The organism is Sphingomonas antarctica (assembly GCF_965137005.1).
Classification (GTDB): Bacteria; Pseudomonadota; Alphaproteobacteria; order Sphingomonadales; family Sphingomonadaceae; genus Sphingomonas_O; species Sphingomonas_O antarctica.
The window spans coordinates 1-23,809 of record NZ_CBCRXM010000019.1; the positions used below are offsets into that span (position 1 = coordinate 1).

The 23,809-nt window shown below is 61.1% G+C and carries 20 protein-coding genes and 3 pseudogenes; 12 read left to right on the forward strand and 11 right to left on the reverse strand.

The genetic code is table 11. The features are described from left to right. The first annotated feature begins 251 nt into the window (after positions 1-251). Positions 252-1,277, forward strand: a complete 1,026-nt coding sequence (locus ACM9ME_RS14325) for an IS110 family RNA-guided transposase (protein ID WP_415644146.1) — start codon at positions 252-254, stop codon at positions 1,275-1,277. Between the two features lie 290 nt (positions 1,278-1,567). On the opposite strand, the gene ACM9ME_RS14330 is transcribed toward ACM9ME_RS14325, so the two are convergent. The 3 genes from ACM9ME_RS14330 to ACM9ME_RS14340 form a co-directional block, all read right to left on the reverse strand. Beyond that, positions 1,568-2,185 carry a L,D-transpeptidase family protein gene (locus ACM9ME_RS14330; RefSeq protein ID WP_415644147.1) on the reverse strand — a complete coding sequence of 206 codons (618 nt, stop codon included), beginning with the start codon at positions 2,183-2,185 and terminating at the stop codon, positions 1,568-1,570. Beyond that, complete coding sequence (locus ACM9ME_RS14335; protein ID WP_415644148.1) at positions 2,169-2,834, reverse strand: PEPxxWA-CTERM sorting domain-containing protein; 666 nt, start codon at positions 2,832-2,834, stop codon at positions 2,169-2,171. The genes ACM9ME_RS14330 and ACM9ME_RS14335 overlap by 17 nt, the downstream gene beginning before the upstream one ends. Before the next feature lie 425 nt (positions 2,835-3,259). Beyond that, a complete protein-coding gene (locus tag ACM9ME_RS14340) occupies positions 3,260-3,694 on the reverse strand; it encodes a DUF3617 domain-containing protein (protein WP_415644149.1) in 435 nt (144 codons plus the stop codon). A gap of 270 nt (positions 3,695-3,964) precedes the next feature. Here ACM9ME_RS14340 and ACM9ME_RS14345 point away from each other — a divergent pair, with 270 nt between their 5' ends. After that, positions 3,965-4,924 carry an IS481 family transposase gene (locus ACM9ME_RS14345; protein WP_415644150.1) on the forward strand — a complete coding sequence of 320 codons (960 nt, stop codon included), beginning with the start codon at positions 3,965-3,967 and terminating at the stop codon, positions 4,922-4,924. Positions 4,925-5,291: 367 nt separating this feature from the next. Here ACM9ME_RS14345 and ACM9ME_RS14350 read toward each other — a convergent pair. Next, positions 5,292-5,966 (reverse strand): annotated as a pseudogene (locus ACM9ME_RS14350) (IS110 family RNA-guided transposase); the annotation flags it as partial. Positions 5,967-6,032: 66 nt separating this feature from the next. Here ACM9ME_RS14350 and ACM9ME_RS14355 point away from each other — a divergent pair. Further along, positions 6,033-6,623 (forward strand): annotated as a pseudogene (locus tag ACM9ME_RS14355) (IS630 family transposase); the annotation flags it as partial. Between the two features lie 38 nt (positions 6,624-6,661). Here the strand turns inward: ACM9ME_RS14355 and ACM9ME_RS14360 are convergent. Together ACM9ME_RS14360 and ACM9ME_RS14365 are read right to left on the reverse strand one after the other, a co-directional pair. Then, the gene (locus tag ACM9ME_RS14360) at positions 6,662-7,387 is read right to left on the reverse strand and encodes an alternative oxidase (protein WP_415644151.1); all 726 of its coding nucleotides are present in this window, start codon (positions 7,385-7,387) and stop codon (positions 6,662-6,664) included. Beyond that, positions 7,384-7,911, reverse strand: coding sequence for an RrF2 family transcriptional regulator (locus ACM9ME_RS14365; protein ID WP_415644152.1), 528 nt, complete (start codon positions 7,909-7,911; stop codon positions 7,384-7,386). Before ACM9ME_RS14365 ends, ACM9ME_RS14360 begins: the two co-directional genes overlap by 4 nt. Before the next feature lie 83 nt (positions 7,912-7,994). On the opposite strand from ACM9ME_RS14365, the gene ACM9ME_RS14370 reads away from it, so the two are divergent. The 3 genes and pseudogenes from ACM9ME_RS14370 (at position 7,995) to ACM9ME_RS14380 (ending at position 9,196) form a co-directional block, all read left to right on the forward strand. Further along, on the forward strand, positions 7,995-8,450 hold the full coding sequence (locus ACM9ME_RS14370; protein WP_415644153.1) for a group III truncated hemoglobin: 456 nt from the start codon (positions 7,995-7,997) through the stop codon (positions 8,448-8,450). Further along, the gene (locus tag ACM9ME_RS14375) at positions 8,450-8,740 is read left to right on the forward strand and encodes a TehB-like domain-containing protein (RefSeq protein ID WP_415644154.1); all 291 of its coding nucleotides are present in this window, start codon (positions 8,450-8,452) and stop codon (positions 8,738-8,740) included. The genes ACM9ME_RS14370 and ACM9ME_RS14375 overlap by 1 nt, the downstream gene beginning before the upstream one ends. Then, positions 8,733-9,196 (forward strand): annotated as a pseudogene (locus ACM9ME_RS14380) (hypothetical protein). The gene ACM9ME_RS14375 and the pseudogene ACM9ME_RS14380 overlap by 8 nt, the downstream one beginning before the upstream one ends. A 273-nt stretch (positions 9,197-9,469) precedes the next feature. Here ACM9ME_RS14380 and ACM9ME_RS14385 read toward each other — a convergent pair. After that, on the reverse strand, positions 9,470-10,369 hold the full coding sequence (locus ACM9ME_RS14385) for a LysR family transcriptional regulator (protein ID WP_415644155.1): 900 nt from the start codon (positions 10,367-10,369) through the stop codon (positions 9,470-9,472). A gap of 104 nt (positions 10,370-10,473) precedes the next feature. On the opposite strand from ACM9ME_RS14385, the gene ACM9ME_RS14390 reads away from it, so the two are divergent. Further along, on the forward strand, positions 10,474-12,042 hold the full coding sequence (locus ACM9ME_RS14390) for an NADH-quinone oxidoreductase subunit L (RefSeq protein WP_415644156.1): 1,569 nt from the start codon (positions 10,474-10,476) through the stop codon (positions 12,040-12,042). After that, positions 12,039-14,456 carry a YbcC family protein gene (locus ACM9ME_RS14395; RefSeq protein ID WP_415644157.1) on the forward strand — a complete coding sequence of 806 codons (2,418 nt, stop codon included), beginning with the start codon at positions 12,039-12,041 and terminating at the stop codon, positions 14,454-14,456. The genes ACM9ME_RS14390 and ACM9ME_RS14395 overlap by 4 nt, the downstream gene beginning before the upstream one ends. A gap of 545 nt (positions 14,457-15,001) precedes the next feature. Here ACM9ME_RS14395 and ACM9ME_RS14400 read toward each other — a convergent pair. After that, complete coding sequence (locus ACM9ME_RS14400; RefSeq protein ID WP_415644158.1) at positions 15,002-15,952, reverse strand: helix-turn-helix transcriptional regulator; 951 nt, start codon at positions 15,950-15,952, stop codon at positions 15,002-15,004. 132 nt (positions 15,953-16,084) lie between these two features. On the opposite strand from ACM9ME_RS14400, the gene ACM9ME_RS14405 reads away from it, so the two are divergent. From ACM9ME_RS14405 to ACM9ME_RS14415, 3 genes are all read left to right on the forward strand, one after another. Beyond that, positions 16,085-19,234 (forward strand): beta strand repeat-containing protein, encoded by a 3,150-nt coding sequence (locus ACM9ME_RS14405; RefSeq protein WP_415644159.1) that lies wholly within the window; start codon positions 16,085-16,087, stop codon positions 19,232-19,234. Positions 19,235-19,355: 121 nt separating this feature from the next. After that, positions 19,356-19,616, forward strand: coding sequence for a response regulator transcription factor (locus ACM9ME_RS14410; RefSeq protein ID WP_415644160.1), 261 nt, complete (start codon positions 19,356-19,358; stop codon positions 19,614-19,616). A 241-nt stretch (positions 19,617-19,857) separates the two neighbouring features. Next, on the forward strand, positions 19,858-20,334 hold the full coding sequence (locus tag ACM9ME_RS14415; protein WP_415644161.1) for a DUF4142 domain-containing protein: 477 nt from the start codon (positions 19,858-19,860) through the stop codon (positions 20,332-20,334). A 45-nt stretch (positions 20,335-20,379) separates the two neighbouring features. Here ACM9ME_RS14415 and ACM9ME_RS14420 read toward each other — a convergent pair whose 3' ends face one another. After that, positions 20,380-20,673, reverse strand: a complete 294-nt coding sequence (locus ACM9ME_RS14420; protein ID WP_415644173.1) for a plasmid stabilization protein — start codon at positions 20,671-20,673, stop codon at positions 20,380-20,382. A gap of 255 nt (positions 20,674-20,928) precedes the next feature. After that, entirely contained in the window at positions 20,929-21,645 is a 717-nt protein-coding gene (locus ACM9ME_RS14425) for a prolyl oligopeptidase family serine peptidase (RefSeq protein WP_415644162.1), read from the reverse strand. Here ACM9ME_RS14425 and ACM9ME_RS14430 point away from each other — a divergent pair. Then, positions 21,609-22,331, forward strand: a complete 723-nt coding sequence (locus ACM9ME_RS14430; protein WP_415644163.1) for an IS6 family transposase — start codon at positions 21,609-21,611, stop codon at positions 22,329-22,331. The genes ACM9ME_RS14425 and ACM9ME_RS14430 overlap by 37 nt on opposite strands. 10 nt (positions 22,332-22,341) lie before the next feature. On the opposite strand, the gene ACM9ME_RS14435 is transcribed toward ACM9ME_RS14430, so the two are convergent. Continuing rightward, positions 22,342-23,796 carry an alpha/beta hydrolase domain-containing protein gene (locus tag ACM9ME_RS14435; protein ID WP_415644174.1) on the reverse strand — a complete coding sequence of 485 codons (1,455 nt, stop codon included), beginning with the start codon at positions 23,794-23,796 and terminating at the stop codon, positions 22,342-22,344. Positions 23,797-23,809: the final 13 nt, after the last annotated feature.

Here is a 23,809-nt window from a genome sequence, read left to right on the forward strand (position 1 = left end):
GTTCTGACACCAGCACCCAACAGCCGCTTTCCGGGGTGTAGCGGGTGTCAAAAGCCCGCTCCACAATGTCCAGTTCCAGGATAGGGTAAAGGCTTCGTCTACGACTGGTTATGGGTCGTTTGCCGACAGGCAGCTTTTTGCGTCGCGTGGTTTGCGCAGGAACGTCCGAGAATGGGTGATGGGGTGGACGCCCCCCGATGGCATCGATGTGCCAGAGTGGAGGTGTTGAACACCACTTGAGGGAGGCGTCCGTGTCGGAAGTTAGCATAATCGGGTTGGATATCGCCAAGCATGTTTTTCAGGCGCACGGTGTTGATGCGTCGGGCCATGTGCTTCTTCGCAAGAAGATCAGCCGTGCGAAGCTGTTGCCGTTTTTCGCAGCTCAGCCGCGTTGCCGGGTCGTTCTGGAAGCATGCGGCGGCGCGCATCACTGGGCGCGCGAGTTGCTCAAGCTGGGCCATGATGTGCGGTTGATTGCGCCTGCGTATGTGAAGCCGTTTGTGAAGCGCCAGAAGAACGATGCTGCCGATGCCGAAGCGATCTGCGAGGCGGCCCAGCGCCCGAGCATGCGGTTCGTACCGGTCAAGTCCGAAGAACAACAGGCCGCAGCGATGGTGTTCCGTGGTCGCGACCTGTTGGTCCGGCAGCGGACCCAGATCAGCAATGCGCTTCGCGGCCATATGGCCGAGTATGGCTGGGTCGCACCCAAGGGCCTTGTTCACCTGGACCAGCTCGCCGCGTTGCTGGCAGATCCGGCGGCAGTGCCCGAAGGCGTCCGTTCGGTCTGCACGGTGTTGCTCGAGAGCCTGACGGTGCTCGATCGGCAGATCACCGTGCTCGACAAGGAGATCGTGCGCCGTTCACGCGAAGATGCTGTTGCACGCCGGCTAATGACGATTCCGGGCATCGGTCCGATCACAGCGACCGCCATCGCCGCCCTGGCGCCGCCGCCGGGGACCTTCGCCAAAGGTCGTGACTTTGCCGCCTGGGTCGGCCTCACGCCGCGGCAGCACTCGACCGGCGGCAAGCAGAAGCTGGGTTCGATCTCGAAGATGGGCGAGCGAACGCTCAGGCGGCTGCTGATCATCGGCAGCAGCGCCGTGGTGCTGCAGGCGAGCAAGCGGGGGGCGCCCAAGGGATCGTGGCTCGAGCAGATGATGGCGCGCAAGCCACGCATGCTCGTCACGGTGGCGCTCGCCAACAAGACAGCACGCATTGTCTGGGCGCTGCTGATGAAGAACGAGGATTACACAGCTCCGGTCGCTGCAGCGGCGTAAGCCGAGGCGGGCCTGAGGTCGTCGGGGCGTAGTTCGGTCGAAGGAGGGTATGGCACAACAGTCGGCGAGACGGGATCGGAAGAACCAGGGCTAACCACCGTGCCTATCAGCACGCTTAGGGTGATGTGGTTCCGATCCGCGAACTCCCATACGGGCCCGCAGCTCTCGTGGCTGCACCAGGAGGCCGGACAGATGGCAGCATCCGACTACGCGCCAAACACTCGAAATACCGCTTGCGTCACTCGGGGCGTCCACAGATGGTTAACGGACATTGTTTGCCCAAGGTTCAATTAAGTATTTTGCTCTGGCATAATCGCGACCAAATCGCCCCGTCGAACCTGCTCGAACAGGAGCTTTGCGAACTCGGGTGGAATACCGATGCAGCCATGCGTGGCTGCGCCGGCGCGTACGTTGCTGGCGTGAATGGCCACTCCGTCATTCGTCAAGCGAAGCATGAAGGGCATATCAGCATCATACAGCGTCGAGCGATGCTGAGCCGCGCGTTGCAGGATTGGGAACACACCGGTGGGTGTGGCCTTACCATCGGTGCCATACAGGATGATCGCTGAACCAATCTCATGACCAGCGCGGAAAACTGAAAGCGCCTGGAGACGGAGGTCCACGCGGATCCAGACCGGACCGGCCGGAATACCATCCACATTCCAGGCAAAGTCTCCGTAATGCATCCGCTTTTGCACATTCAGCATGCTTTTTACGGCTGTCATGCTGCCATCCGGCATAACCAATTTAGGGTAATGTCCAGATGAATAGTGGATCCGAGCTTCGCTTGGAGCAGCGCGGGCGACAGGCATGTCGACTAAACCGGATCGCGGGTCTTTCGGCCCAAACAATAGGAAGGCCGAGAAAAGCGCCGCGATTAATAGTCCGAGCCTAAACGCGAGCTGCACTGACGGCCGGCGTGGTCGAGGGGATGCGCCGCCGTAACGCGTACCCTATCGCGGCAAACCCGATTATCAGTGTGAACCATGTTGCCGGTTCTGGTACGCTACCTGGTCCCCCACCTCTTGGCACAACCGGCGGAACAGGGAGCTCATAATAACCTCCGCCTCCACCGCCTCCGCCGATGGGAAAGCCGAAGCCAGGTCCGAAACCGCCGCCAGGCACGCCGCCGCCCGGTGCAAACAGGTCGCCTGCCACCCCTGGCATTTCCGGCAGGAGATCGAGCGTCGCGGGTTGGATCAGCGACCCTGATTCCAGCGCCGGGCCGCCAACAGCGGGGGCCAAGGCCGCTTGGGCGCGTTTGAGGGGCGGCCCACCGGCCGAAGACAGGCTGGTGGCGCGCGGAGCGGAGGGCTTGATGAGCTTGGTTGCTTTAGACTGTGTTAGAGCTCCAGCGGCCCGGGTTCCGGGAGAACGATCTGCCAGGATCGAACCGGGGTCCCTCAGGATGGCCATCGCTGACTGTCCAATCGATGAGCCTGGAGCGATAACTGACAATCCCCCGAGGGATGCGGCAGCCGTCAGCAGTGCTATCGCAATCTTGCCGCGCGTACGTGACCCAGGCGAAGCTATAAAAAGCAAAAATTTGCATGTCATATGGTTCAGTGGAGTATACCCTTATTTGCAACGCGCTACAATAGATTCAGGGCTCAGCAACGGCATTCATATGGCGATGTTTAACCTTTTAACGTCCGATTTTGGGTCAGAAATCGCTGCGGTGTCGGCCAAGCGTAAGCGAGGCGGCGCGGCGGATACGTTTATCTCAGCTACTGCTTTGGGTTGCTTTGCCCCGATTAAGGCCCAGGGGTGCGAACGGCACGCCGAGATGGTGAGTGAAAGGCGTCATCGAGGCGTTAGAACAGCGCCAGGCTTTTGCGATCCAGGCAACGCCTAGCCCCGCCCGCGCGATCGGGCGGGGCTTTTTTGAATGCCCGCTTTTTGGTCGTTAACGGACAGGCGGCCTTCAACAGAATATCCTTGCCGTCTCTCGAGCGGGTGGCCTTGGGTTGCTCTCGCAAAGTCTACTTACATTCGCCTACGCGTCTTCCGATCGCAGTGGCGGTCATTGTGATGGGCTGGGCACCGGTCGCGACTGAGCGGCCTGTCGTCGTGAAGCTGTTCAAGGTGAAGCTCCCCCGGCTTGTCGAGGTCATGGTGCCACCGCTTTGTTTGCAGACCATGACGGAATCGAGTTTGCCGCCGACCATGCTGTAGCGCGTAAAAGTGCACTCCTTGCGCGACTTCATTAGATCCTGTGGCCCGCGAACAGCTTCAGCGGGCGTCAAGCAATGGCTGACCTTGATCGGCTTGCCCTTCATCATGTCAGCAACGAAAGGAGGTGCGTTCGGCATATCCACCGAGTGGATGGTCGTCACGATCTCCCATTTTCCGGGGCTTACCTGCGCAGATGCAGCGGACGGAACGGCCAAAGCGACCAAGATCGTGGCGGTGATCAAGACGGTGTTGCGAGCGGCAAATATTGACATGGAAGAACTCCCCGATTGTATTTAGGCACGCCGGGATCGTGCTGGCGTTGCCAGCCCTGCCAGCTTGTGCTGAACTTTTGACAAGCTGAGTTACGACCAAACCGCAAACTTGGATTGGTTTTTTACGCGATCGATCGGACCATTAAGCATGCGCACGCGGGAATGTCCGCTTTTGGTAACTAAGTGTTTGATCCCACGGTTTGATGGTGCGATCCTTTCGTTGGCATGGAAGGAAGCCATATGGGACAAGTTCGTCACGGGAGCGCCACGACCACGTACGCTGTCCGAGCAGCAATACAGCGATCGCAAGCTTCGCTCTCGGCGCTGAGCCGAGAGCTGGGGATCAACCCCAAGACGGTGGCGAAGTGGCGCAAGCGGGCGACGATCGAGGATATGAAGACCGGGCCGAAGGCCCCCCATTCCCCGACCCTGACCCAAGCAGAAGAGGCAGCCGTGGTCGCGTTCCGGCGTCACACGCTGCTACCGCTCGACGACTGCCTCTACGCGTTGCAGCCTTCGATTCCACATCTGACGCGGTCAGCACTCCACCGCTGCCTGCAGCGGCACGGCATCTCCCGCCTGCCGGACATCGAGGGTGACAAGCCGAAACGGCAACTCTTTAAGCGTTATCCGATTGGCTTCTTCCACATGGATATTGCCGAGGTGCAGACCGCCGAAGGCAAGCACTACCTGTTCGTCGGCATCGATCGCACGAGTAAGTTCGCGGTCACCCAGCTGGTCGACAAGGCCGATCGACGGACGGCGTGGGAGTTCCTCGAGCATCTGCTCAAAACTGTACCCTATCGCATCCACACGATCCTGACCGACAATGGCATCCAGTTCGCCGATCAGCCGCGCAACCGGAACACCGCCTGGTCGCGCCAGATGCGCTTCGACATGATCTGCGAGGCGAACGGCATCGAACACCGGCTCACCAAACCGAACCACCCGTGGACCAACGGACAGGTCGAGCGAATGAACCGGACCATCAAGGAGGCGACCGTCAAACGCTTCCATTACGAAAGCCATGAACAGCTCCGAACCCACCTCGCTGACTTCATGGCCGCCTACAACTTCGCTCGCCGGCTGAAAACGCTCAGTGGCCTCACACCCCACGAATACGTCGCCAAGATCTGGACGGCGGAGCCAGAGCGGTTCATCGTCAATCCGATCCACCACATGCCGGGACTAAACACCTAGAGCGTATTTCGAGCTGACTGACTCAACAGGGATTCCCAAAGCGATGGCGATCTGATTCAAGCTTCATGCCGGCGGGGAGGCCGGGATGTATGGCCAGGGCGCTATCGATTGATCTTCGCCGGCGCGTAATCGCGGCGATCGACGCGGGTGCATCGTGTCGCCAGGCGGCTGCACGGTTCGGTGTAAGCGCATCGAGCGGGATCCGCTGGCAGGCGCTTTCGAAGCTGGTCGGTGATGCCACCCCCAAGCAGCAGGGTGGCGATCGTCGCTCTGCGCGGATTGAGGCGCATGCTGCTGTGATCCTGGGTGCCTTGGAGAAGAAGTCGGACATCACGCTGGCCGACCTGCGGACCGAGCTTGCCGGGCACGGGATCGGCGTCAGTGTCGCCGGCTTATGGCGTTTCTTCCAACGCCGGCGGATCAACGCCGCGAGTTCGTCATCATAGGCCGTGATGCGCCGATCGAGGCTTGCCCACTCCTCGCGGAGATCCTGCAATAGCCTGATCGCTCGGGGGCTGACCGCCAGTTCGCCCTCCTTCATCATCTCATCCAGCCGCTTGGCCAGACACGAACGACGCTTGGGCAGGATCACGCCGCGCTCCAGCAGCACCGCTCGAAGCTGATTGGTCAACCGAGTCCGGCCTGCCACAAGGCGCTCGCGCGCCCGATGGAGAACTTGCAGATCAAGCTGCGCCTCGGTCTTGAGTGTAACCAGGCGCATCGTCGGCCGGGTTGCGGCCTCGGCAATAGCTTCCGCGTCGCGATCATCGGTCTTTTGCGCCTTTACGTAAGGAGCCACGTACTCCGGTGACATCAACCGCACCGTGTGGCCTTGCGCCTCGAACGTGCGACCAAGATAGTGCGCTCCGCAACAGGCCTCCATCGCAACGATGCACGGTGGCAACTCGGCGGCGAACTTGATCAATCCCTCCCGCGTCATCCGCCGGCGCAGTATCACGGCGCCGCTCGCGTCCATTCCTGCCAGGCTGCAACTATTTTTACCCAGGTCGATCCCAAGCATAGCAATCGGTGTCTTCGTCATCGGTCCTCTCCTCTTGATCCGACGCCAGACTGCGCCAGATGATAAGGGGCGGGCCATCCCATAAAGACCGGGCACGCTATCGAGCAGGACCGCCCCGACGTCCTGATCCGGCGCGAAGCCTGATTCGAAGGGCAGCTCGATCTCGATCCGCACACGCTGGTGTTCATCGACGAGACCGGCGCCAGCACCAAGATGGCGCGACTGCATGGACGTGCGCCGCGCGGCGAGCGGTTGCGCTCGGCGATCCCGCACGGTCACTGGAAGACGACCACCTTCGTCGGCGCGCTCAGGCTTACCGGCATGACCGCACCGATGGTGCTCGACGGGCCGATGACCGGCGAGTGGTTCCTCGCCTATACCAAGCAGGTGCTCGTGCCGACGCTGCTGCCCGGCGATGTCGTGATCCTCGACAACCTGCCAGCCCACAAGGGCACGGCCGTCCGCGATGCGGTGGAGGCAGCCGGCGCCACGCTCGTATTCCTCCCGCCATATTCGCCCGACTTCAATCCAATCGAGAACGCCTTCGCCAAACTCAAGATGCGCCTGCGTAAGGCCGCCGCCCGCTCCGTCGATCAGCTCTGGCGCGTCATCGGCGATAGCATCGACGCCTTCACGCCAACCGAGTGCGCAAACTACTTCGCAGCCGCCGGTTATGACGCTTACAGATCGAAATATGCTCTAGATTTCAGCGGTCCTCAGGCAGTCAGACGAATATCATCAGCGTGCTGCGGATAAGGAGCCGTAGCCGCACTATCGATGGTCCCACCGCTGAGCTTTGTCGCGAAGCCGTGATTGACGTCACGATGATGCGCCTCGTCGGCGCGAACAACGAGCACGACGTCCCGCAATGTCGCATCGTCGGCCATCTTCCAGTAATGCTTTGCGATCGCCGGCGCAGGCACGTTGGGTGAGCGACCCTCGTCGATTTCGTTGAGGTAAAGCGTGTAACTGATCACCGCTTCCTCTTCGAAATAGCCGACAACACGGTGCGCGGTCCGGGCCGAGATCAGATAGAGCAACGAGAACAACGCAAGGAAAATCCACTGGGCCAGCAGGATGACAAGTCGCTCGAACACTGTGGGCTTCGCAATCTCGATGAAGGTCATCAGATGCATGCGCTCATTTTCGGCTTCTTCCATGAGAGTGCGAATCCAGCCCTCATCATCCTTCATCCGGCGCAGGCAGGTGAGGTGCGTGAACATGCCGCCCACCATGCCGGGCACGGCAGCAACCGTTTCAAGCACGATCGCGCGGTGGCCATAACGCTTTGCGAAAAAGGTGTCGGCCGTGAAGCGGAGCAACTTCGTGAAGCCGAGCGCAAAACGATCTGAAAAGTCTTTTGGCTGATGATGAATTCGGGGCTCTGCAGCACGCTCTTCGACAAGGGCCGCGGGATTGGGAGCTAGAATTGTGTTCGTCATGAATTGTCCTTTCCGAACAACGGCGTGGGGTCGGTAGGTGGCGCAGCAGCCCTGCTGTCAGTCGAGCCGATATCAAATCCAGGACTTTTCAGAGCTCCGATCTGAAGACGGTGCTGGTACTGTTCAAGGTCGGGCATCAAGTCCGCGACCGTGAATTGATCGAGGTGCTGGGCAAATGCCTCGACCGCACCAGCGAGTGTGTGACGCAGCCCGCAAGCGGGCGTGACGACACAAGTGTTGGTGACAGGATTAAAGCACTCAACGAACGTGGTGGTGTCCTCCATCGTGCGTACCACCTTCCCGACGTTGAGCGCCGATGCAGGCCGCGCAAGCTTCAATCCTCCACTGCGACCACGCACGCTTTCAATGAACCCTTCGGCGACCAGGCGCTGCGCTACCTTCATCAGATGGTTTTTCGATATCCTGTACGCGCCAGCGATTGCCGAGATTGAATGGTGACCGTCTTTGGCCGCCAAATACATCAAGGTGCGCAGCGCATAATCGGTCTGAAAAGACAGTCTCACAAAAGATGCATTAGATTTATTGCATTACCCTGCCAAGGGGTCTAATCAATGCATATGACTTACATCTTAAATGTGTTGGCGCCATGAGCGCCGTGAGTCATGTGGAGGCAGCGAGGGCGAGGAAACTGGCGGACGCACTCGCGTGCGGCATCGATGATGGCCTTATTTCGCAACTCGTCGAGCGCTTTTACGACAGCGTTCGACACGACGCCCCGCTCGGGCCGATCTTTGCCAAGCACGTGCAAGACTGGCCGGCGCATCTCGCGCGCATGAAAAACTTCTGGGTCTCGATCATGATCGAGTCGGGGCGGTTCAGCGGGAACCCCATGCAAAAGCATATCGCCGTCGGCGGGCTGGGCGCCGAGCATTTCGAGCATTGGCAATCGCTTTGGAACCGTACAGTCTCCGAGCTCGCGCCGAACGACGAGGTTTGCGATCGTTTTCGGCAGGCGGCGGGACGTATCGGCAATAGTTTGCTTTTGGGTATCGAACTTGACCGGGGCGGTCTTGCGGCTGTCTCGACCCGGCGGGCATCGTGATGGCCGAGCCCTATGCCAAATCAGCGGTCTTCGACGAACAGACACTTCCGGACGCGTTGCGCAACGATCACCGGACGAAGTCCGGCACCTGGGGCCTGTTGCGCGTGTTTTCAGGCGAGGTGCGCCTGATCTTCGTGGATCCACCGAGTGACCATCATGTCACGCCCGACACGCCAGCGCTCATCCCACCGCAGGCAACCCATTACGTCGTGACGATGGGGCCGATGAGCATGCAGGTCGAGTTCTACCGTGAGCGGCCGACGCCGGAGCCGGATCACGTCGTTGGATGACTTCGTAATCGCCCGCGCGCTCCACGTGGCGGCGGTTGTGTTCTGGATAGGCGGCGTAGCGTTTGTGACCACAGTCCTGATGCCGACGCTGAAAGCAACCGAACGACCCGAAGACCGTCTCCGGCGGTTTCAGCAAGTCGAGGGTCGTTTCGCGGGGCAGGCCCGGCTCTGGGTGCTGCTCGCCGGTGTGAGTGGGCTCTGGATGATCCTTCGCGCCGACATGTGGAGCCGCTTTGCCAACGGACACTTCTGGTGGATGCACCTGATGGTCGCGCTTTGGACGGTGTTCGCGTTGATGCTGTTTGTGATCGAACCGTTTTACCTGCACCGGCGATTGGCTGCTTTGCTGCGCCAGAGGTCGACTTCGCGCGGATGGCGCGCATGCACCAGCTGCTGCTCGCGGTTGGTATCATCACAGTTCTTGGCGCGGTTGGCGGGAGCCAGGGACTTTTCTGAGCGGGGGCAAAATCATTGAAAGCTACGAGACGACATTTAGCATCGAACGGCTATGGTGGATCCTGTCGATCGGCATGATCGTGATGGTCGAATTACGCGCCGCGGGATCGAGGTCGCAGATAACAGTCCGGTTCAAGCGACCAATTCCATAAGGCTGCTTTGCGCCCATGATCCGTCGTTCGATGAATCGCTTGGTAATCCCGAAAGCCGCCGTTCGCGCGGGCGACGTAGGTGCCCGGTAGAGGCTTATGGCCAGTGGTCGCCGCTGGCCCGTTAGTGCCCAGTCGAGCGGCTCGTCGCATGATTGGGCAGTAACCCACCGAGAAGCTGGTTCGGGAACCGCCGCGTGAGGGTGATGGCGTAGAAGCTTTCGGTGAGTTGCGGGATGCGGCAATGTTCGACCAGCACACCGGATTCCAGTTCGTCACGAACGACGATCGGCGGCACCAATGTTACGCCCTCGCGTTCCCGCGCCAACAGACGCAGCATGGCCATGTCATCGACCTCGGCCAGGATGTTCGGACGGATACCGGCCAGGTCCAGCAAGCGGTCGAAGCCGACCCGAATGTCGCTGTCGAGACTGGGGAGCAGGATCGGTTCGCTTCGCAAGTCGTCTGGAAACCGGAGCGGGGCCTTGCCGGGCCTTGGTCGCCCGACAAGGCTGACAGGTTGTTCGTTCAAAAGATGATTGCGGAAAGGGGCGCGGGCATCCCTCGGGGCGGCGATGTTGGCGAGGATCACGTCGATCGAATGGGCTTCCAGCTGTGCGAGCAGGTCACGGATCGTGCCGGAGCGTACGATCAAATCGACGTCGGTGCGCCCGACCAGGGGGCGCAGGAACTCAAGCTGAAAGTTGCGTGACAGAGTCGTCAGCGCACCGACTCTGAGGATCTGGCGGTTGGCCATGGGCCGCCCGTCGAGCGTGCTCAGCAACTCGTCGCCAGCCTGGAATACGGTGTCGGCATAATCGAGTGCGATCTGCCCGGCCTCGGTCAACACGAGCCGCTTGCCCATCCGCTCGAACAGCGCGTGGCCGATCTGATGTTCCAGTTTCCGGATTTGAACCGACAGTGCCGACTGCGACAAGTTCAGCCGCGCGGCGGCGCGGGTCAGGTTGGTTTCGTGTGCGACCATCCAGAAATAGCGAAGATGGTTGAAATTCAGCGCCTTCATTCGTTCTATAAAACAGAACAAAAGCTTCGAAACAATGAATTTAATTTGATATCATACGGCAGCTATCCGGCCTTCCAGGCGCTATTTGCGTGAGGGGAAGGGCTTTGCCGATCGAATTATTGCCTTGCGTTGCCCCGTTTGTGCTGCTCGCCACCGCCGCCGGCGGCATTTGGAGCGGCGGGCCTCGGCCCCGCATTCTGCCCCGGCTGGCTGAAGCCTCGGCGTTGATTGCACTGCTGGTGGCATTCGCTTCCGCCGTCGTCCTTGCCAAAACCGGGACGTGGAACAGTCGCATCATCGGCCTCGGCGATATCGGCTTTTCCCTCCGCCTCGATGTAATCAGCGTCGTGATGCTCATCCTGGTCTCGTTCATCGGCTGGGTCGTGGTGCGATATTCTGCGACCTACCTGGACGGCGAGGCCCGACAAGGTGCCTTTACCGGTTGGCTTTGCGCGACCCTGGCATCGGTCATGCTGTTGGTGCTGTCGGGAAATCTCCTTCAACTCGGTCTTGCCTGGATTGCGACGAGCCTCTTTCTTCATCGGCTGCTGCTCTTCTATCCGGACCGCGTTGCCGCGCAGAGGGCCGCCGCCAAGAAATTCGCCACCGCGCGGATCGGCGATGCCGCGTTGCTCATCGCGATCATCTTGCTGGCGCGCACCTATGGCACCACCGAGATCGGCGCGATCCTCAGTGCTGCGCGTGATGGGAGCGGCGGAGGGCTGGCAGTGGCGGCGGCGGGATTTCTGGCGCTGGCGGCACTTTTGAAATCGGCGCAGTTCCCGATGCACGGCTGGCTGACCGAAGTGATGGATGCGCCGACGCCGGTTTCTGCGCTGTTGCACGCGGGCGTCATAAATGCCGGGGGATTCCTGCTGATCCGCTTCGCCGACGTCATGCTCCTCGCACCGGGCGTCTTGGCCGCGCTGGTTATTGTCGGCGGCTTCACCGCGCTTTTTGCCGGGCTGGTGATGCTGACACAGCCTGCCGTGAAGACGTCGCTCGCCTGGTCGACGGTTGCGCAGATGGGGTTCATGATTCTCGAGTGCGGACTGGGGCTCTTTCCGCTCGCATTGCTGCACATCGTGGCACACTCGCTTTACAAGGCGCATTCGTTTCTCGCCTCTGGCGGCGCGGTCGAACTGATCGCCTCGAACCGCCGGCCCGGCCCAGTCGCCGTTCCCAAGGCCGGTGCCGTCGCCCGCGCCTTCGTGCTGGCGCTTACGATCTACGGCATTGTCGGTTTCGGCTTTGGGTTTCAGCACAAAACGCCGCAAGCCATCGCCCTTGGTGCGATCCTCATATTCGGTGTCGCCTACATGATCGCGCAAGGGCTGGCTGATGCCGCGCCGAAGGCCTTGACCCGGCGCACGATCGGTTACGCCGTCGCGACTTCGATAAGCTATTTCGCCCTGCAACTTTTTGCGAACTGGCTGACGTCCGATGTGCTGCCCACGGTGCCGGCGCCGGGGCCGCTGCAATGGGCGCTCATCCTGCTGGCGGTCATCAGCTTCGGCCTCGTCGCCGTCGTCCAGACGATGTTTCCACTCTGGGCCTATCACCCGGCAGCTGCCGGTCTGCGCGTGCACCTGTCCAACGGCTTCTATGCCAACGCGGTATTCGATCGGCTGCTTCGCGGCTGGCGGATACGCGGCACGGAGCAATCGTCATGACGGCGCCGGAACATACATTCGTGCGCGATAGGACGACGATAGAGGCGGCAATCGACGATGCCGCTCGTGCGATCCCGCCAGTTTGGCCGTTGGCTTCAAGCGTGGCGGTCAACCCCTATCTCGGCCAGACCGGCGAGTGCCTGAGCACCGTTGCCGCGCTTATGGCGCGGATAGCGGGTGCCCCCGCGACCATGCCGCGACACTGGTATCAGAAGCGCGTCGCCATTGGCGAGATCACAGATATGGACCTTCAGGCTGCGCTGGCGATCGCGCCGTCCGCCGTTCGTCCGATCAGCTTGGCTGCGCTGAAGGCCGCTGCGCAAAGCACCCCTCCTGAAACGCGGGCTTTACCGACCGTGGCGGACCTGGCGGCACGCGCGTCGAGCATCGACTGGCCGGGCTTGATTGCCGAGCGGTTCGGAGCGTGGGCGGCCGGATATCTCGACAAAGGCCAGGCGTTGTGGGCGGCACCGCGCGGCAGAGGTGCCTATGCTGAATGGCGCGCGGTTGCGACGCATGATCTGACGCCGGAGATCGTCGGGCTGGCGGGCTTTGCCAATCATGTCTCTAACGCGCCGGAAACAGCGACCGATGCCATAGCCAGCGTTGTCGACCGCCTTCGCATGCCCGCCGCGGCGCTCGAAACGTATTTTCATCAGATGCTGACGACGCTGGGGGGATGGGCGCAATATGCCCGGTATCGCCTGTGGCAAGCCGAGCTTGGCGGAAGCGTTGACTCGATAGCGACCGACTTCCTGGCAATCCGGCTGGTCTGGGAGGCGGCGCTTTATGAGCGTTACGCGCACTATATCGGCATTCGCTGGGAGTCGGTGGTCGCGACGCACGCATCACCTGTTGCACCGACCGGCGATCATGTCGTCGACGTCGTCCTCCAGGAGGCGTTCGAGCGCGCCGCGCAGCGCAAGCTGGCCGAGACACTGTCCGCACCGCTCGCCGGGGCAATCCAACAGCGACCCGCTCTTCAGGCCGCCTTCTGCATCGACGTACGGTCGGAAGTTTTCCGGCGAGCGCTCGAGTCCCTCAATCCGACGATCGAGACGTTAGGGTTTGCCGGTTTCTTCGGCCTCACGGCCTCCCATCGCCGCTTCGCATCGGATGTTCCCGAACACCGGCTGCCGGTGCTCCTGAACCCAGGCCTGTCGACCCGTTCGGGCGGCGCTGAGGATGCCGGAGCGGACACGGCCGTCAGGATCAAGGCACGTGCCAAACGGGCCTGGGGCCGGTTCAAGCTGGCAGCCGTGTCTTCCTTCGCTTTCGTCGAGGCGACGGGACCATTGTACATCACGAAGCTGCTGATCGACGCGCTAGGTCTGCGCAGGACGCCGGTGCCCGACGAACCCGCGCCGCATCCCGAGCCTGCGCTTGGTCTTGAGGCTCGGACGAAGATGGCGGAATCCGTGCTGCGGGCCATGTCTTTGACCACCGGGTTTGCAAGGCTTGTCGTTCTCGCCGGGCACGGTGCCAACGTCGTCAACAACCCCCATGCAAGCGCACTCCATTGCGGTGCCTGCGGCGGCTATTCGGGGGAGGTCAACGCGCGCCTGCTCGCCGCCCTGCTGAATGACAGCGACGTCCGGATGGGGTTGAACCAGCGCGGGATCGAGATCCCGGCGGAAACCCTGTTCGTCGGCGCTCTGCACGATACCACAACCGATACCGTCACACTCTATGATGAAGACAAGGACGCCGCCTCGCATCTGAGCGATCTCACAGACGCGAAGCGATTGTTCGTCGCCGCAGGCAAAGTCGCACGAGGCGAGCGCGCCCTGCGCCTTCCCCGTGGCACCGGCGAGGCCAGCCTAACCAAACGCAGCCGCGACTGGGCGGAGGTGAGACCCGAATGGGCCCTGGCGGGATGCAAATCCTTCATCGCCGCGCCCCGGCGGCTGATTGTCGGCAAGAATTTGGAAGGCAGTGCCTTCCTGCACAACTATATCTGGCGCGACGACAATGACTTCGCGGTCCTCGAATTGATCCTGACTGCGCCCGTGGTCGTGGCCAGCTGGATCAGCCTGCAATATTACGGGTCGACGGTGGCGCCGGACATGTTCGGGGGCGGCAATAAACTGCTGCACAATGTCGTCGGCGGCATCGGCGTCATCGAAGGAAATGGCGGCATGATGCGCGCGGGGCTGCCCTGGCAATCGGTCCATGATGGTGACCGGTTCGTCCACGATCCGGTTCGCCTCTCGGTATGCATCGCCGCACCGCCCGAGGCGATTACGGATATCTTGAGCCGCCACCCCAATATCCGCGCGCTGTTCGACAACCGGTGGCTTTACCTGTTCACGCTCGACGATGCCGGCCGGATGGCATGGCGTTATGCCGGTGATCTACAGTGGGAACAGGTGGCCGGAGAACTGCCACCGGTGCTGCCGGGATTGGCGGCATGATCCATAGATCTGGAGCCGCTAAGCGCGGCGTAGCGCCAATGGACCCGCACCCTAGAAAGGCGATCCATCTTCTGGACGAGCTGGGTGCAATTGGCCGCATGAGCCGCAGGGAGGGTCATCCATGAAGCGAAAGGGGCGTGTTTTGGATGTAAGGCAGGAGCCTGAGATCGCACTCGCGGTAGCAGATGCCAGAATCCAGTGGGTACTGGATCACCCGCATATTAGCGATTGGCTGAAACACGCGCTTCGAACAGCACACGGTCTCGACCCGATCGCGCTCCAGAACGATGTCGAGATGCTCAAGCATTTGATCATGCAACGGTCTCAAGCCCGGCTTGGGATCGCGTTAAGCACAGCTTGCCTCGTCTAGCTTGAAAGTCGGCTTCGCTATGCAGCCGGTCCAAAAGCAGCCATTCTGCTTTCGGCCCAATTGCTGTCGTTCGATTGGCACGACGGGTGGCGTCCGCAATTGGGCCGTTTGCCGACTGTCCGCTTTTGCACGGTGATTGGCGGTTAGCCGCCATCGCGGAAGTTTTTGCTGGGTTTCAAACATTGGTGCTTTTGCCTGTACGATAATCGTTTGGTGAGCAGCCGAAGCGTTCACGGAAGCGGCGGTTGAAGTTGGACACATCGCGAATCCCGCATTGCCAGGCGATACCTTCGATCTTGCCGCTTGTGATCCGCAGCACTTCGGCGGCGCGATCGAGCCGGGCGGCGCGCAGGATTTCTCCGAAATCCGCGTCCATCGCCTCGAATATCGCATAGCCGGTACGTCGCGATACGCCGACAACCAGCGCGACATCGGTCATCGTCAAACCCGGCCGCGCGGACAGCTTCTGGATCGTCTCACACATCAGGCGATAGCGCGCGATCTGTCGCGAGGGGGCATCGCTCGCCAGTGGATCGCTGCGGATGACCACGCCGCGCAGCAATTCACCGACGTGACGCATCGCGATCGGCGGTGGCGTCACGCCGCTGTCGATGATCGACCAGGTAAGCCGCAAATAGCCGAGCAGCAATTGGCCATGCTCATCGCCAAGATTGATTGCGCGTCCGCACAGAGCATCGAGATTGCGCACCGACCGCAAAGCCTCGCGCGGCACGCGGATCAGTTCAAACTGCCCTTCACGCCAAATCGAGCGGACCCGCCGTCCATGCGCAGCAAGGACGCCCCAGCCAGCCGGCAGGCGGGCGCGGAAGTCGTTCTGTTCAAACTCCACGGATCGTCCGGCGGTGGCGACGAACAATGTAAAGTCGTGATCGCCGTCCTTTAGCGTACGGTAGGTGCGTTCGACCGATGCGCCGTCGATCAGACCACGCGCAATTACTGCGCCATCGCCGAAATCGGCGGACCGCCAGTTCAGCATGACCGACGGGTTAGCCGCATCGATAAAACTTGGCTCTGCTGTGGTCAGCTTGCGACCGACATCATCGGCAAACAGCTGTGTCCGCAGCTCGGGCGCGACCATATCGGTCGAAAAACTGTGCAGTAGCATCGAGCCCCCGGAGAATCGCACATCAAGCACGTCGTTTTGCACGCTCAGCACTGTTGGGAACAGTGTTGCGGCGCAAAAAGCCGCGCCTGCTGAGACAATTAGCGTGCCGCGATGGCACAGAGGAGGTCCGTGATGCGTAAGTCGTTCCACAACGTGCTGATGTGCGGTGTCGCCGCGATGGCGATAGGATTGTCATCGGGTGCAATGGCGGATGCCGATACTTGTGGCGATGCAAGCGGCGTGCTGATTTGCGCTGGAGGTTATATCCCCGACGGAGAAACCATCACCGCGCTCACCCTCTTGGGCTTTGGTAGCTCCGCAAATGGTAACGGCGGAACTTCCGTTGGCTATCGTACATCAACTTTTCATTTTTCGACCGCGCTAGGCACAAATGCCCGGGCGCAAGGCGATTTCGCGGTGGCGATCGGGGGCGCGCCTGACGATCATAACAGTACATTGATGGGTAACGAGCCGACTTTGGCGCAGGGTGATTTCGCGATTTCGATCGGTAATGGCGCACAGACGTTTTCGACGGGAGCGATCGTTCTCGGCGTCAATGCGACAGCGGGCAGCGCAGGTGGCATCGCTGTCGGTCAAAACGCTGCATCAAACGGGGTGAATACGTCCGCCTTTGGCATGGGTGCCCATGCACTGACGGGGGGCTCAACGGCAGTCGGCAGCTCCGCCAACGCCGCCGGAAGTTCGACCACTGCGCTCGGCTATTTTGCCGTGGCAACGGGAGATTCGACGATCGCTCTTGGCGTGGGCGCAAATTCTTCCGGAACAGCTGGGATCGCCATCGGCAATTCAGCAATTTCAGCTTTGCGCTCGACGGTCGTCGGGACGTCCGCGAGCGCGCAAGCAGGAGATACGACCGTAATCGGGAATGCCGCCACAGCGACTGCTGCGATGGCTATCGCGATTGGCGGCGATGGCCCAGATGCCGACGCGGTCGGCGCGCGGGCAACCGCTGCAGAGGCCGTAGCGATTGGCAACGATGCGCTTGCTTCGGGCAACAACCGATCAACAGCGCTCGGCGCGCGGGCAATTGCATCTGGAAGTTACTCAACGGCTTTGGGCGGCGGCGCGACGGCAGCTTTTGCGGACTCGACGGCGCTTGGCAACAATGCGCGGGCCAGCGTCGGCGCGGAATCGACGGCAGTCGGCACTGACGCGTTTGCGCAGGCGATCCAGACAACGGCTATCGGCAGCGAAGCCCAAGCCAATTTCGCGAACGCGATTGGGCTGGGATATCGCGCATTAGGTGGAGGCCAAGGCAGCATCGCCATCGGCACTGAAGCAACGACAGCACCCGCCAGCGGTATTTCGAATGGCAATATCGCCATTGGCGCTTCGTCCGGCGCAGTAGGGGGAGGATCCGGTGGAACCGCAACCACAGCGACGGGTGGCGCAGCAATTGCCATCGGCGTTGCCGCTCAGGCCACAGGCTCGACGAGCCTGGCTTTCGGGTCCAGCGCTGTTGCAGCGGGGTTAGGCGGCGTTGCCTTTGGCGCTCAGTCCGTCGCGAGCGGTGCCGGGGGCATCGCGATCGGAACGGATGGAACCGATGCTGGAAACAATATTGATACAAACGGCGCTGTTGCAGGTGGCGCGCAGTCCGTTGCGATCGGCGTCGATGCGCGCAGCACTGGCACATACGGCGTAAGCTTGGGCAATTTTTCAAATGCGGCGGGCGTTGGAGCTGTAAGTGCTGGTGGATTCTCGGCAGCGACCGGCAATATCAGCACTGCGATAGGGCAAAATGCAATTGCGAGCAGCACAGACGCTCTGGCCCTAGGGGGCTACGCCACGGCTTCAGGCGCTCAGTCAATCGCTGTCGGTCGATCGTCATCTGCCGCGGGCGCGGGTGGTATCGCCATCGGTGGCGACGGTGCGGATGCAGATTCCAGCGGCGCGATCGTGACCAACGGCGGCATCGCGATCGGCGCGGATTCCTCCTCTACGGGTTTCTTGACCGCTGCATTTGGTCAACAAGCGAACGCGTCGGGCACTGCAAGTACCGCAATTGGATTTGGCGCTACTTCGACGAACCAGGGCGTTGCAGTCGGCGGCTCAGCGTCTGCGACAGGCCTTTATGGCGCGGCTGTGGGTCGTTTTGCCAATGCTACGGGAGATCAGGCATCGGCGATTGGCTACAGTGCACAGGCGACAGGCCTCCGCAGTATTGCTGTCGGTGGTGATGGCGCGGATCAAGACCTGAATGGAGCAAGCGCCAATGCTGCCGATGCCATCGCAATTGGCACCGACGCGCTTGCTTCGAACGCCAATGCCGTCGCCATCGGCACGACCAATGTTGCCACCGGCGGGATCGGTGCGACGGCGATCGGCAACCGATCAACCGCGAATGGTCAAGGTGCGGTGGCGATTGGTGATGCAGATAACGCGATCGGCTTTGGCGCGGTGGCGATGGGGTTTTCGAGCAATGCGACGGCATCGAACGCGCTGGCCTTGGGCAGTTCGTCGACCGCATCGGGTTCGGCATCGGTCGCGCTGGGCAATGGTGCGGTGGCCAATGGCATTGGCAATCTCGGGCTTGGCTCATCGGCACAAGCAACGGGGACGGTCTCGACCTCGATTGGCTATCTCAGCCAGGCGACGGGGGCATTCGCAACGTCGATCGGTGCCGCCGCCGTCGCGACCAACGCGCAGACGACTGCTATTGGCGGGAAGAGCACGGCATCGGGCATTAGCACCTCGGCGATCGGTTATATGGCTACGGCCAGCTTTGCGGGCTCGACTGCGCTGGGTGCTAATGCCGCGACAACCAAGGCCAATCAAGTCAAGCTTGGTGGAGCGGGCACATCAGTCGCTATCGGCGACATCGCGGCATCCGATGCAGCGCAGACCGGGACCGAATTTTACGTCACGGTCGATGCCAACGGCACTCTGGGCAAGGGCGGACAGTCCGGGGCTTCACTCGTCGCGATGCAGACGAATGCCGCGGTTGAGAGCCTGCAGGTCAGCCAGGCCGCGATCGACGATACCGTTGCCGCACAGGGGCGGCAGATTACCGCGCTCAGCACAGGGCTGCATCAGGCAAACGCAGGCATTGCCGCTGCTATGGCGATGGGTGGGATGATGGCCGTGCCCGACAGCAACATCTCGATCAACTTCAACCTCGCCACCTATCGCGGTGAACAAGGGTTCTCGGGTGGTTTCGTCGGGCGATTATCGCCCAAAGTCTACATTAACGCGGGCGTTGCCGGATCGACACGCAAGGGCTCAACAGGTGGACGTGTCGGTATCGCCTTCGGCTTGTAACGATAGAGCGCCCCGCTGGAGCTTCTCCAGCGGGGCGTGTTGCAACGCTATCGCTTTCCTCCAGTTGCCCAACAACCACCCTTGGGGCGAAGGCTGGGACGCGGGCGATGGCGACGCACCTATGCTCACCGAGCGCCAGCGCCAGGTGCTTGCTTTGCTGTGCGAAGGACATGGCAACAGGGAAATTCGTCGCCGCCTTTGCATCGCCGAACGTACCGTGCGCGCACACGACCGAATTGTTCGGCGCTCTCGGCGCGCACAGCCGGGTGCAGGCGGTGCTCCGCGCCCGCGCCTTGGGACTGTGCGACTGACAGGGCGTCTTAGACTTGCGCTAACCACCAAAAGTGCTCGTTCGCTGGCCGATGACCGCTTTTGGGAATAGCAAAAATCGTGCCGAACGGCCGACATTGGGCGCAAGGCAGACCAAAGCAGCGTCAACGGCCAATTGGCCGGCCAATGTGTCCCTTAAGAACGGCTGGGCACTATGCGTACTCCAACCCCGCCCGCCTGCAACGAACTGAGCAACCGCTAATCCTGCTTCAAGTGCCGTGAACAAAGCGATTTCTGGAACGGACAACCGTACCATTCGTAATTGAAGGGCGATTGTCAGCACGGAGATTGTTATGAAAAGCTATATGTTAATCGGTATTCTCGCAGCGCTACCGGCTGCTGCGTTGGCACAGGCGGTGCCTTCTTCGACCTACCTTATGAAAGCTGGTGCCAGCGATCTCTTTGAGCGCCAGTCTGGCATGGTGATGGCGAATTCACGCAACCCAAAGATCAAGTCTTTCGCTGACATGATGGTGCGTGACCACGCACAAAGCACGGCCGAGGTTAAAACCGCGGCCCGCGCTTCGCATTTAGCGGTTAAGCCTCCGCGCCTGAACGCGATGCAAGCTCGCAATCTCGTCGCGCTGCGGAATGCACGGGGTGAAGCGCGCGACCACCTGTACGTTCAACAACAGCAGGCGGCACATCAAGACGCGCTGAAGCTTCAGCAGGGATATGCGCAGGCCGGACGGGCGGCACCGCTCCGCCGGGTGGCGGGCAAAATTGTACCGGTCGTGCAGCATCATATCGAGATGCTGTCGGCAATGTAGCCGTGGTGGGCGTGGTGTTCCGCCCCACGCCCACCACCTCATGTGTCAGTTTGTGTTGTTCCGCCGGCGTGTGTCCCAGCCTTTTCGCGCTGCTGCGCTGCGCGCCTCGGGCGAACCCTTCTTATGTGCTCGACCGCCTGGCTTGGACGCCTTGTGCTCCACACGTTGGCCGCGCCCGGAACCTGATTTTTTTCCGCCGCCGGAATCCTTGTTGACAGTTGCCCAGGCCCGGCTCTCGGCCTGCTCCTTGGATACGCCCCGTGCCTCATACCCTTCTTCGATATGCTCAGCTTGGCGCTTTTGCTTGTGGGTGTATGCGGACTTGTCTCCACGGGGCATCGCAACCTCCTCTGTGTAATTTTGCAAAAACGATTTAATGGAGAAGCGGTTCAACGATTGGCAGTGGTCCAAGGAGGGGGGACAATCAGTTAGGTAGCGCGGATGTCGCGCTCTTTGGACGTGCTCCGCAACAAAACTTGTTGGGCGATCCCGCAGAGCCTCTCTGGCCCTCATCGGGCGGCTGAACGACAGCTCTTGCAATTTGCAAGTCGCCCATTGAACGACCTGTATTGGGCGCGTAGCTGCCAACGACGCCTATTTAGATGGCGGCCAATTCAACCCCAGTTGATCGAACAAAAAGGCTCCGACGTCCGCTTCCAGCGCGATATTTTCGTCAAGCGAGCTGCCTTGGCCGTGGCCCGACTTGGCGGAGGTGCGCAGATAAACCGGCGCATTGCTGCCCGATGCAACCAGCGCGGCTGTGAACTTGCGCGAATGTAACGGATTGACGCGTCCGTCATTGTCGCCGGTTGACATGAAAACCGCCGGATATTGTACGCCGCTGCGGACGTGATGCAGCGGCGAATAGGCGTAAAGCGCGCGGAATTGGGCCGAGTCCTTGACCGTACCGAACTCGGTCACGTTGAAAGATCCGTTAGGATCGAGCTCGACACGCAGCATGTCGTAAATGCCGACCTGGCTGACCACCGCCTTGGCGATGTTTGGATGCTGGGTCAGCGTTGCGCCCATCAGCAATCCGCCGTTCGATCCGCCCATGATCGCCAGCTTCTCCGTCGATGTGAGGCGGTTGGTCTTGAGCCATAACGCCGCCGCCGCGAAATCGTCGAACACGTTCTGTTTCTTGGTCAGCATTCCCTGCTGGTGCCACCGCTCGCCATATTCGCCGCCGCCGCGGATGTTGGCGATCGCATAGGCCCCGCCGGCATTGTCAGAGGGATGTGGCAGCCGCGGCGGGGTGCTGATAGCAGGCTGGGATGAGCCGCAAATCGAGAGCGAAGCCCGCCAGTCCATTTCGGTATTTCCACTCGGCACCCGAGCTGATCCGGGAAGTGGTTATGCTGTACATTCGGTTTCCCCTATCGTTGCGGAACGTTGAGGACCTACTCTTCGAGCGCGGTTACGACCTTTGCCACGAGACGGTACGCCTGTGGTGGAATCGCTTTGGCCCGATGTTCGCAGGCGAGATTCGGCGGAAGCGGGTGAGCGCAATGCGCGGCTTTCGCCACTGGAAATGGCATCTTGACGAGATGTACGTGAAGCTGAACGGCGAGATGGTTTACCTGTGGCGCGCCGTCGATCACGAGGGGGAGATCCTCGAAAGCTACGTTACCAGGACGCGTGATAAATCAGCGGCCCTGGCCTTCATGAAGAAGGCACTGAAGCGCCACGGTGCGCCTGCCGCCATCGTCACCGACGGGCTCAAATCCTACCGTGCGGCGATGACCGATCTAGGCAACGAGCAGAAGCAGGAGGTTGGTCGCCACGCCAACAATCGGGTCGAGAACAGCCACTTGCCATTCCGAAGGCGGGAGCGGGCAATGCTGCGGTTCCGACGAATGAAGACGCTACAGAAATTCGCCTCGGTCCACGCCAATGTCAGCAATCACTTCAATCTCGAACGCCACTTAGTCGACCGTCAAACCTTCAAGGAACGCCGCTCAGCCGCCCTGGCTGAGTGGCAGCAACTCGCCGCCTGACCCGCTTTCATCAAAGACTGACCTCCATCTTGTGGAGACGGGTTCGCGTTAGACTGATGGTGTGGACGGCGCTCTGATTGGCAGTTGATTCGGGAGAACCCGCTGCGAAGCTGTGATCGTTGTCAAAGCGATCTCGCACAGGAGCACCGTCCATGAGTAAGTTACCCATCGATTTGTCGTCTGTCACCACGGTTGGCCTCGATCTGGCCAAGCATGTGTTCTTCATCCACGCCGTCGATGTGCAGGGCCGGGTAATCCTTGCAAAGGAAGTTCGGCGGCGTGATCTTTTATCGTTCTTCACGTCGCTACCGGCGTGTCTGGTCGGCGTGGAGGCTTGTAGCTCGGCGCACCACTGGGGCCGCGAACTCACGGCATTGGGGCACGATGTCCGCAGGGCCGACCCTACCGAATTGCCTGCTTCACCAGGGCTGGCATATCGGTGATCGAACGAGCCGCGCCCGGCACCTGAGGCAGTATCAAGCACACCGTCGAAGGCGCGCTTGCCATCGGAGCTGCGATTAAAGCCCCGATAAAGGAAATCGCGCAGGAATCGCCCGCTTTGCGAATATCCATATCCAATGACCGTCCGCGCTGGGACGCGTCCCGCCAAGTCGTGGGTACGCAGATAAGACGCGACGTCGCGGACTGCGGCAAGGCCAAGGCCCGCGACCTGTGGCTGATCACCACGATAAGTGATCGTCACCAACGCCGAGCCCTCCACCGGCGTGTTCAACAAGAAGGCGCATGGATCGACTTGTGATTTTCCGTCCTTGTCGCGGCTCGCAAAGTGCCACCTAGCGCGTGGCACTACGACGCCGGGATCGTCGAAGCGGTGATGGATACGGAGTACCGCGGTCGACTCAGATGCATCCGCCGCGCAAGAACCCCCGACGCGCGCTGAGCCGCTGTCTCGCGGGCTACCCTCAACGCCCAAAAACTCAGCGGACCGTACAGTGCCATTCACCACTGCACGCGGTACGGTCAGCCCAAACGCCTTCTCGTCAAGATCGGACTGCCAGCCTGCCCACGCGAAGGTGTAGCCACGGTCAAACAGTGGCGCGTGCGCGACGTCCTTTGCCGCATCAGGGTTTGTCAGTCGGAAGCCGCTCACTTGGAAGAGGATACGATTGCTCTGATCGGTCCCCCGATTGGCCACTTCGAACAGCGTTGTTCCATTCGCCCTCGTGGTGTCTTTGGGACGCAGGACGAGGAAAGGACCATGATATTCTACCTTCCCGCGAGCATTTCGCGGCGCGAGGCGGATGTCGGTGATATCCCTCGCATCAGGCGCGTTGGGGTCAATTTCGTACCAGACCGTTCCGGCGATGCTCTCATAGGCACCTGCCTGTGACACATACCCTGGCGCCCAGTCGTGCTGCGAGCGTATCTCGAGGCGGACGACTTCTGCGTCTGCTGCGATACTCCACAACAACGCCCCCGATGCGGCGATCCTCAGTTTGTTCATCACGCTTGTCGCA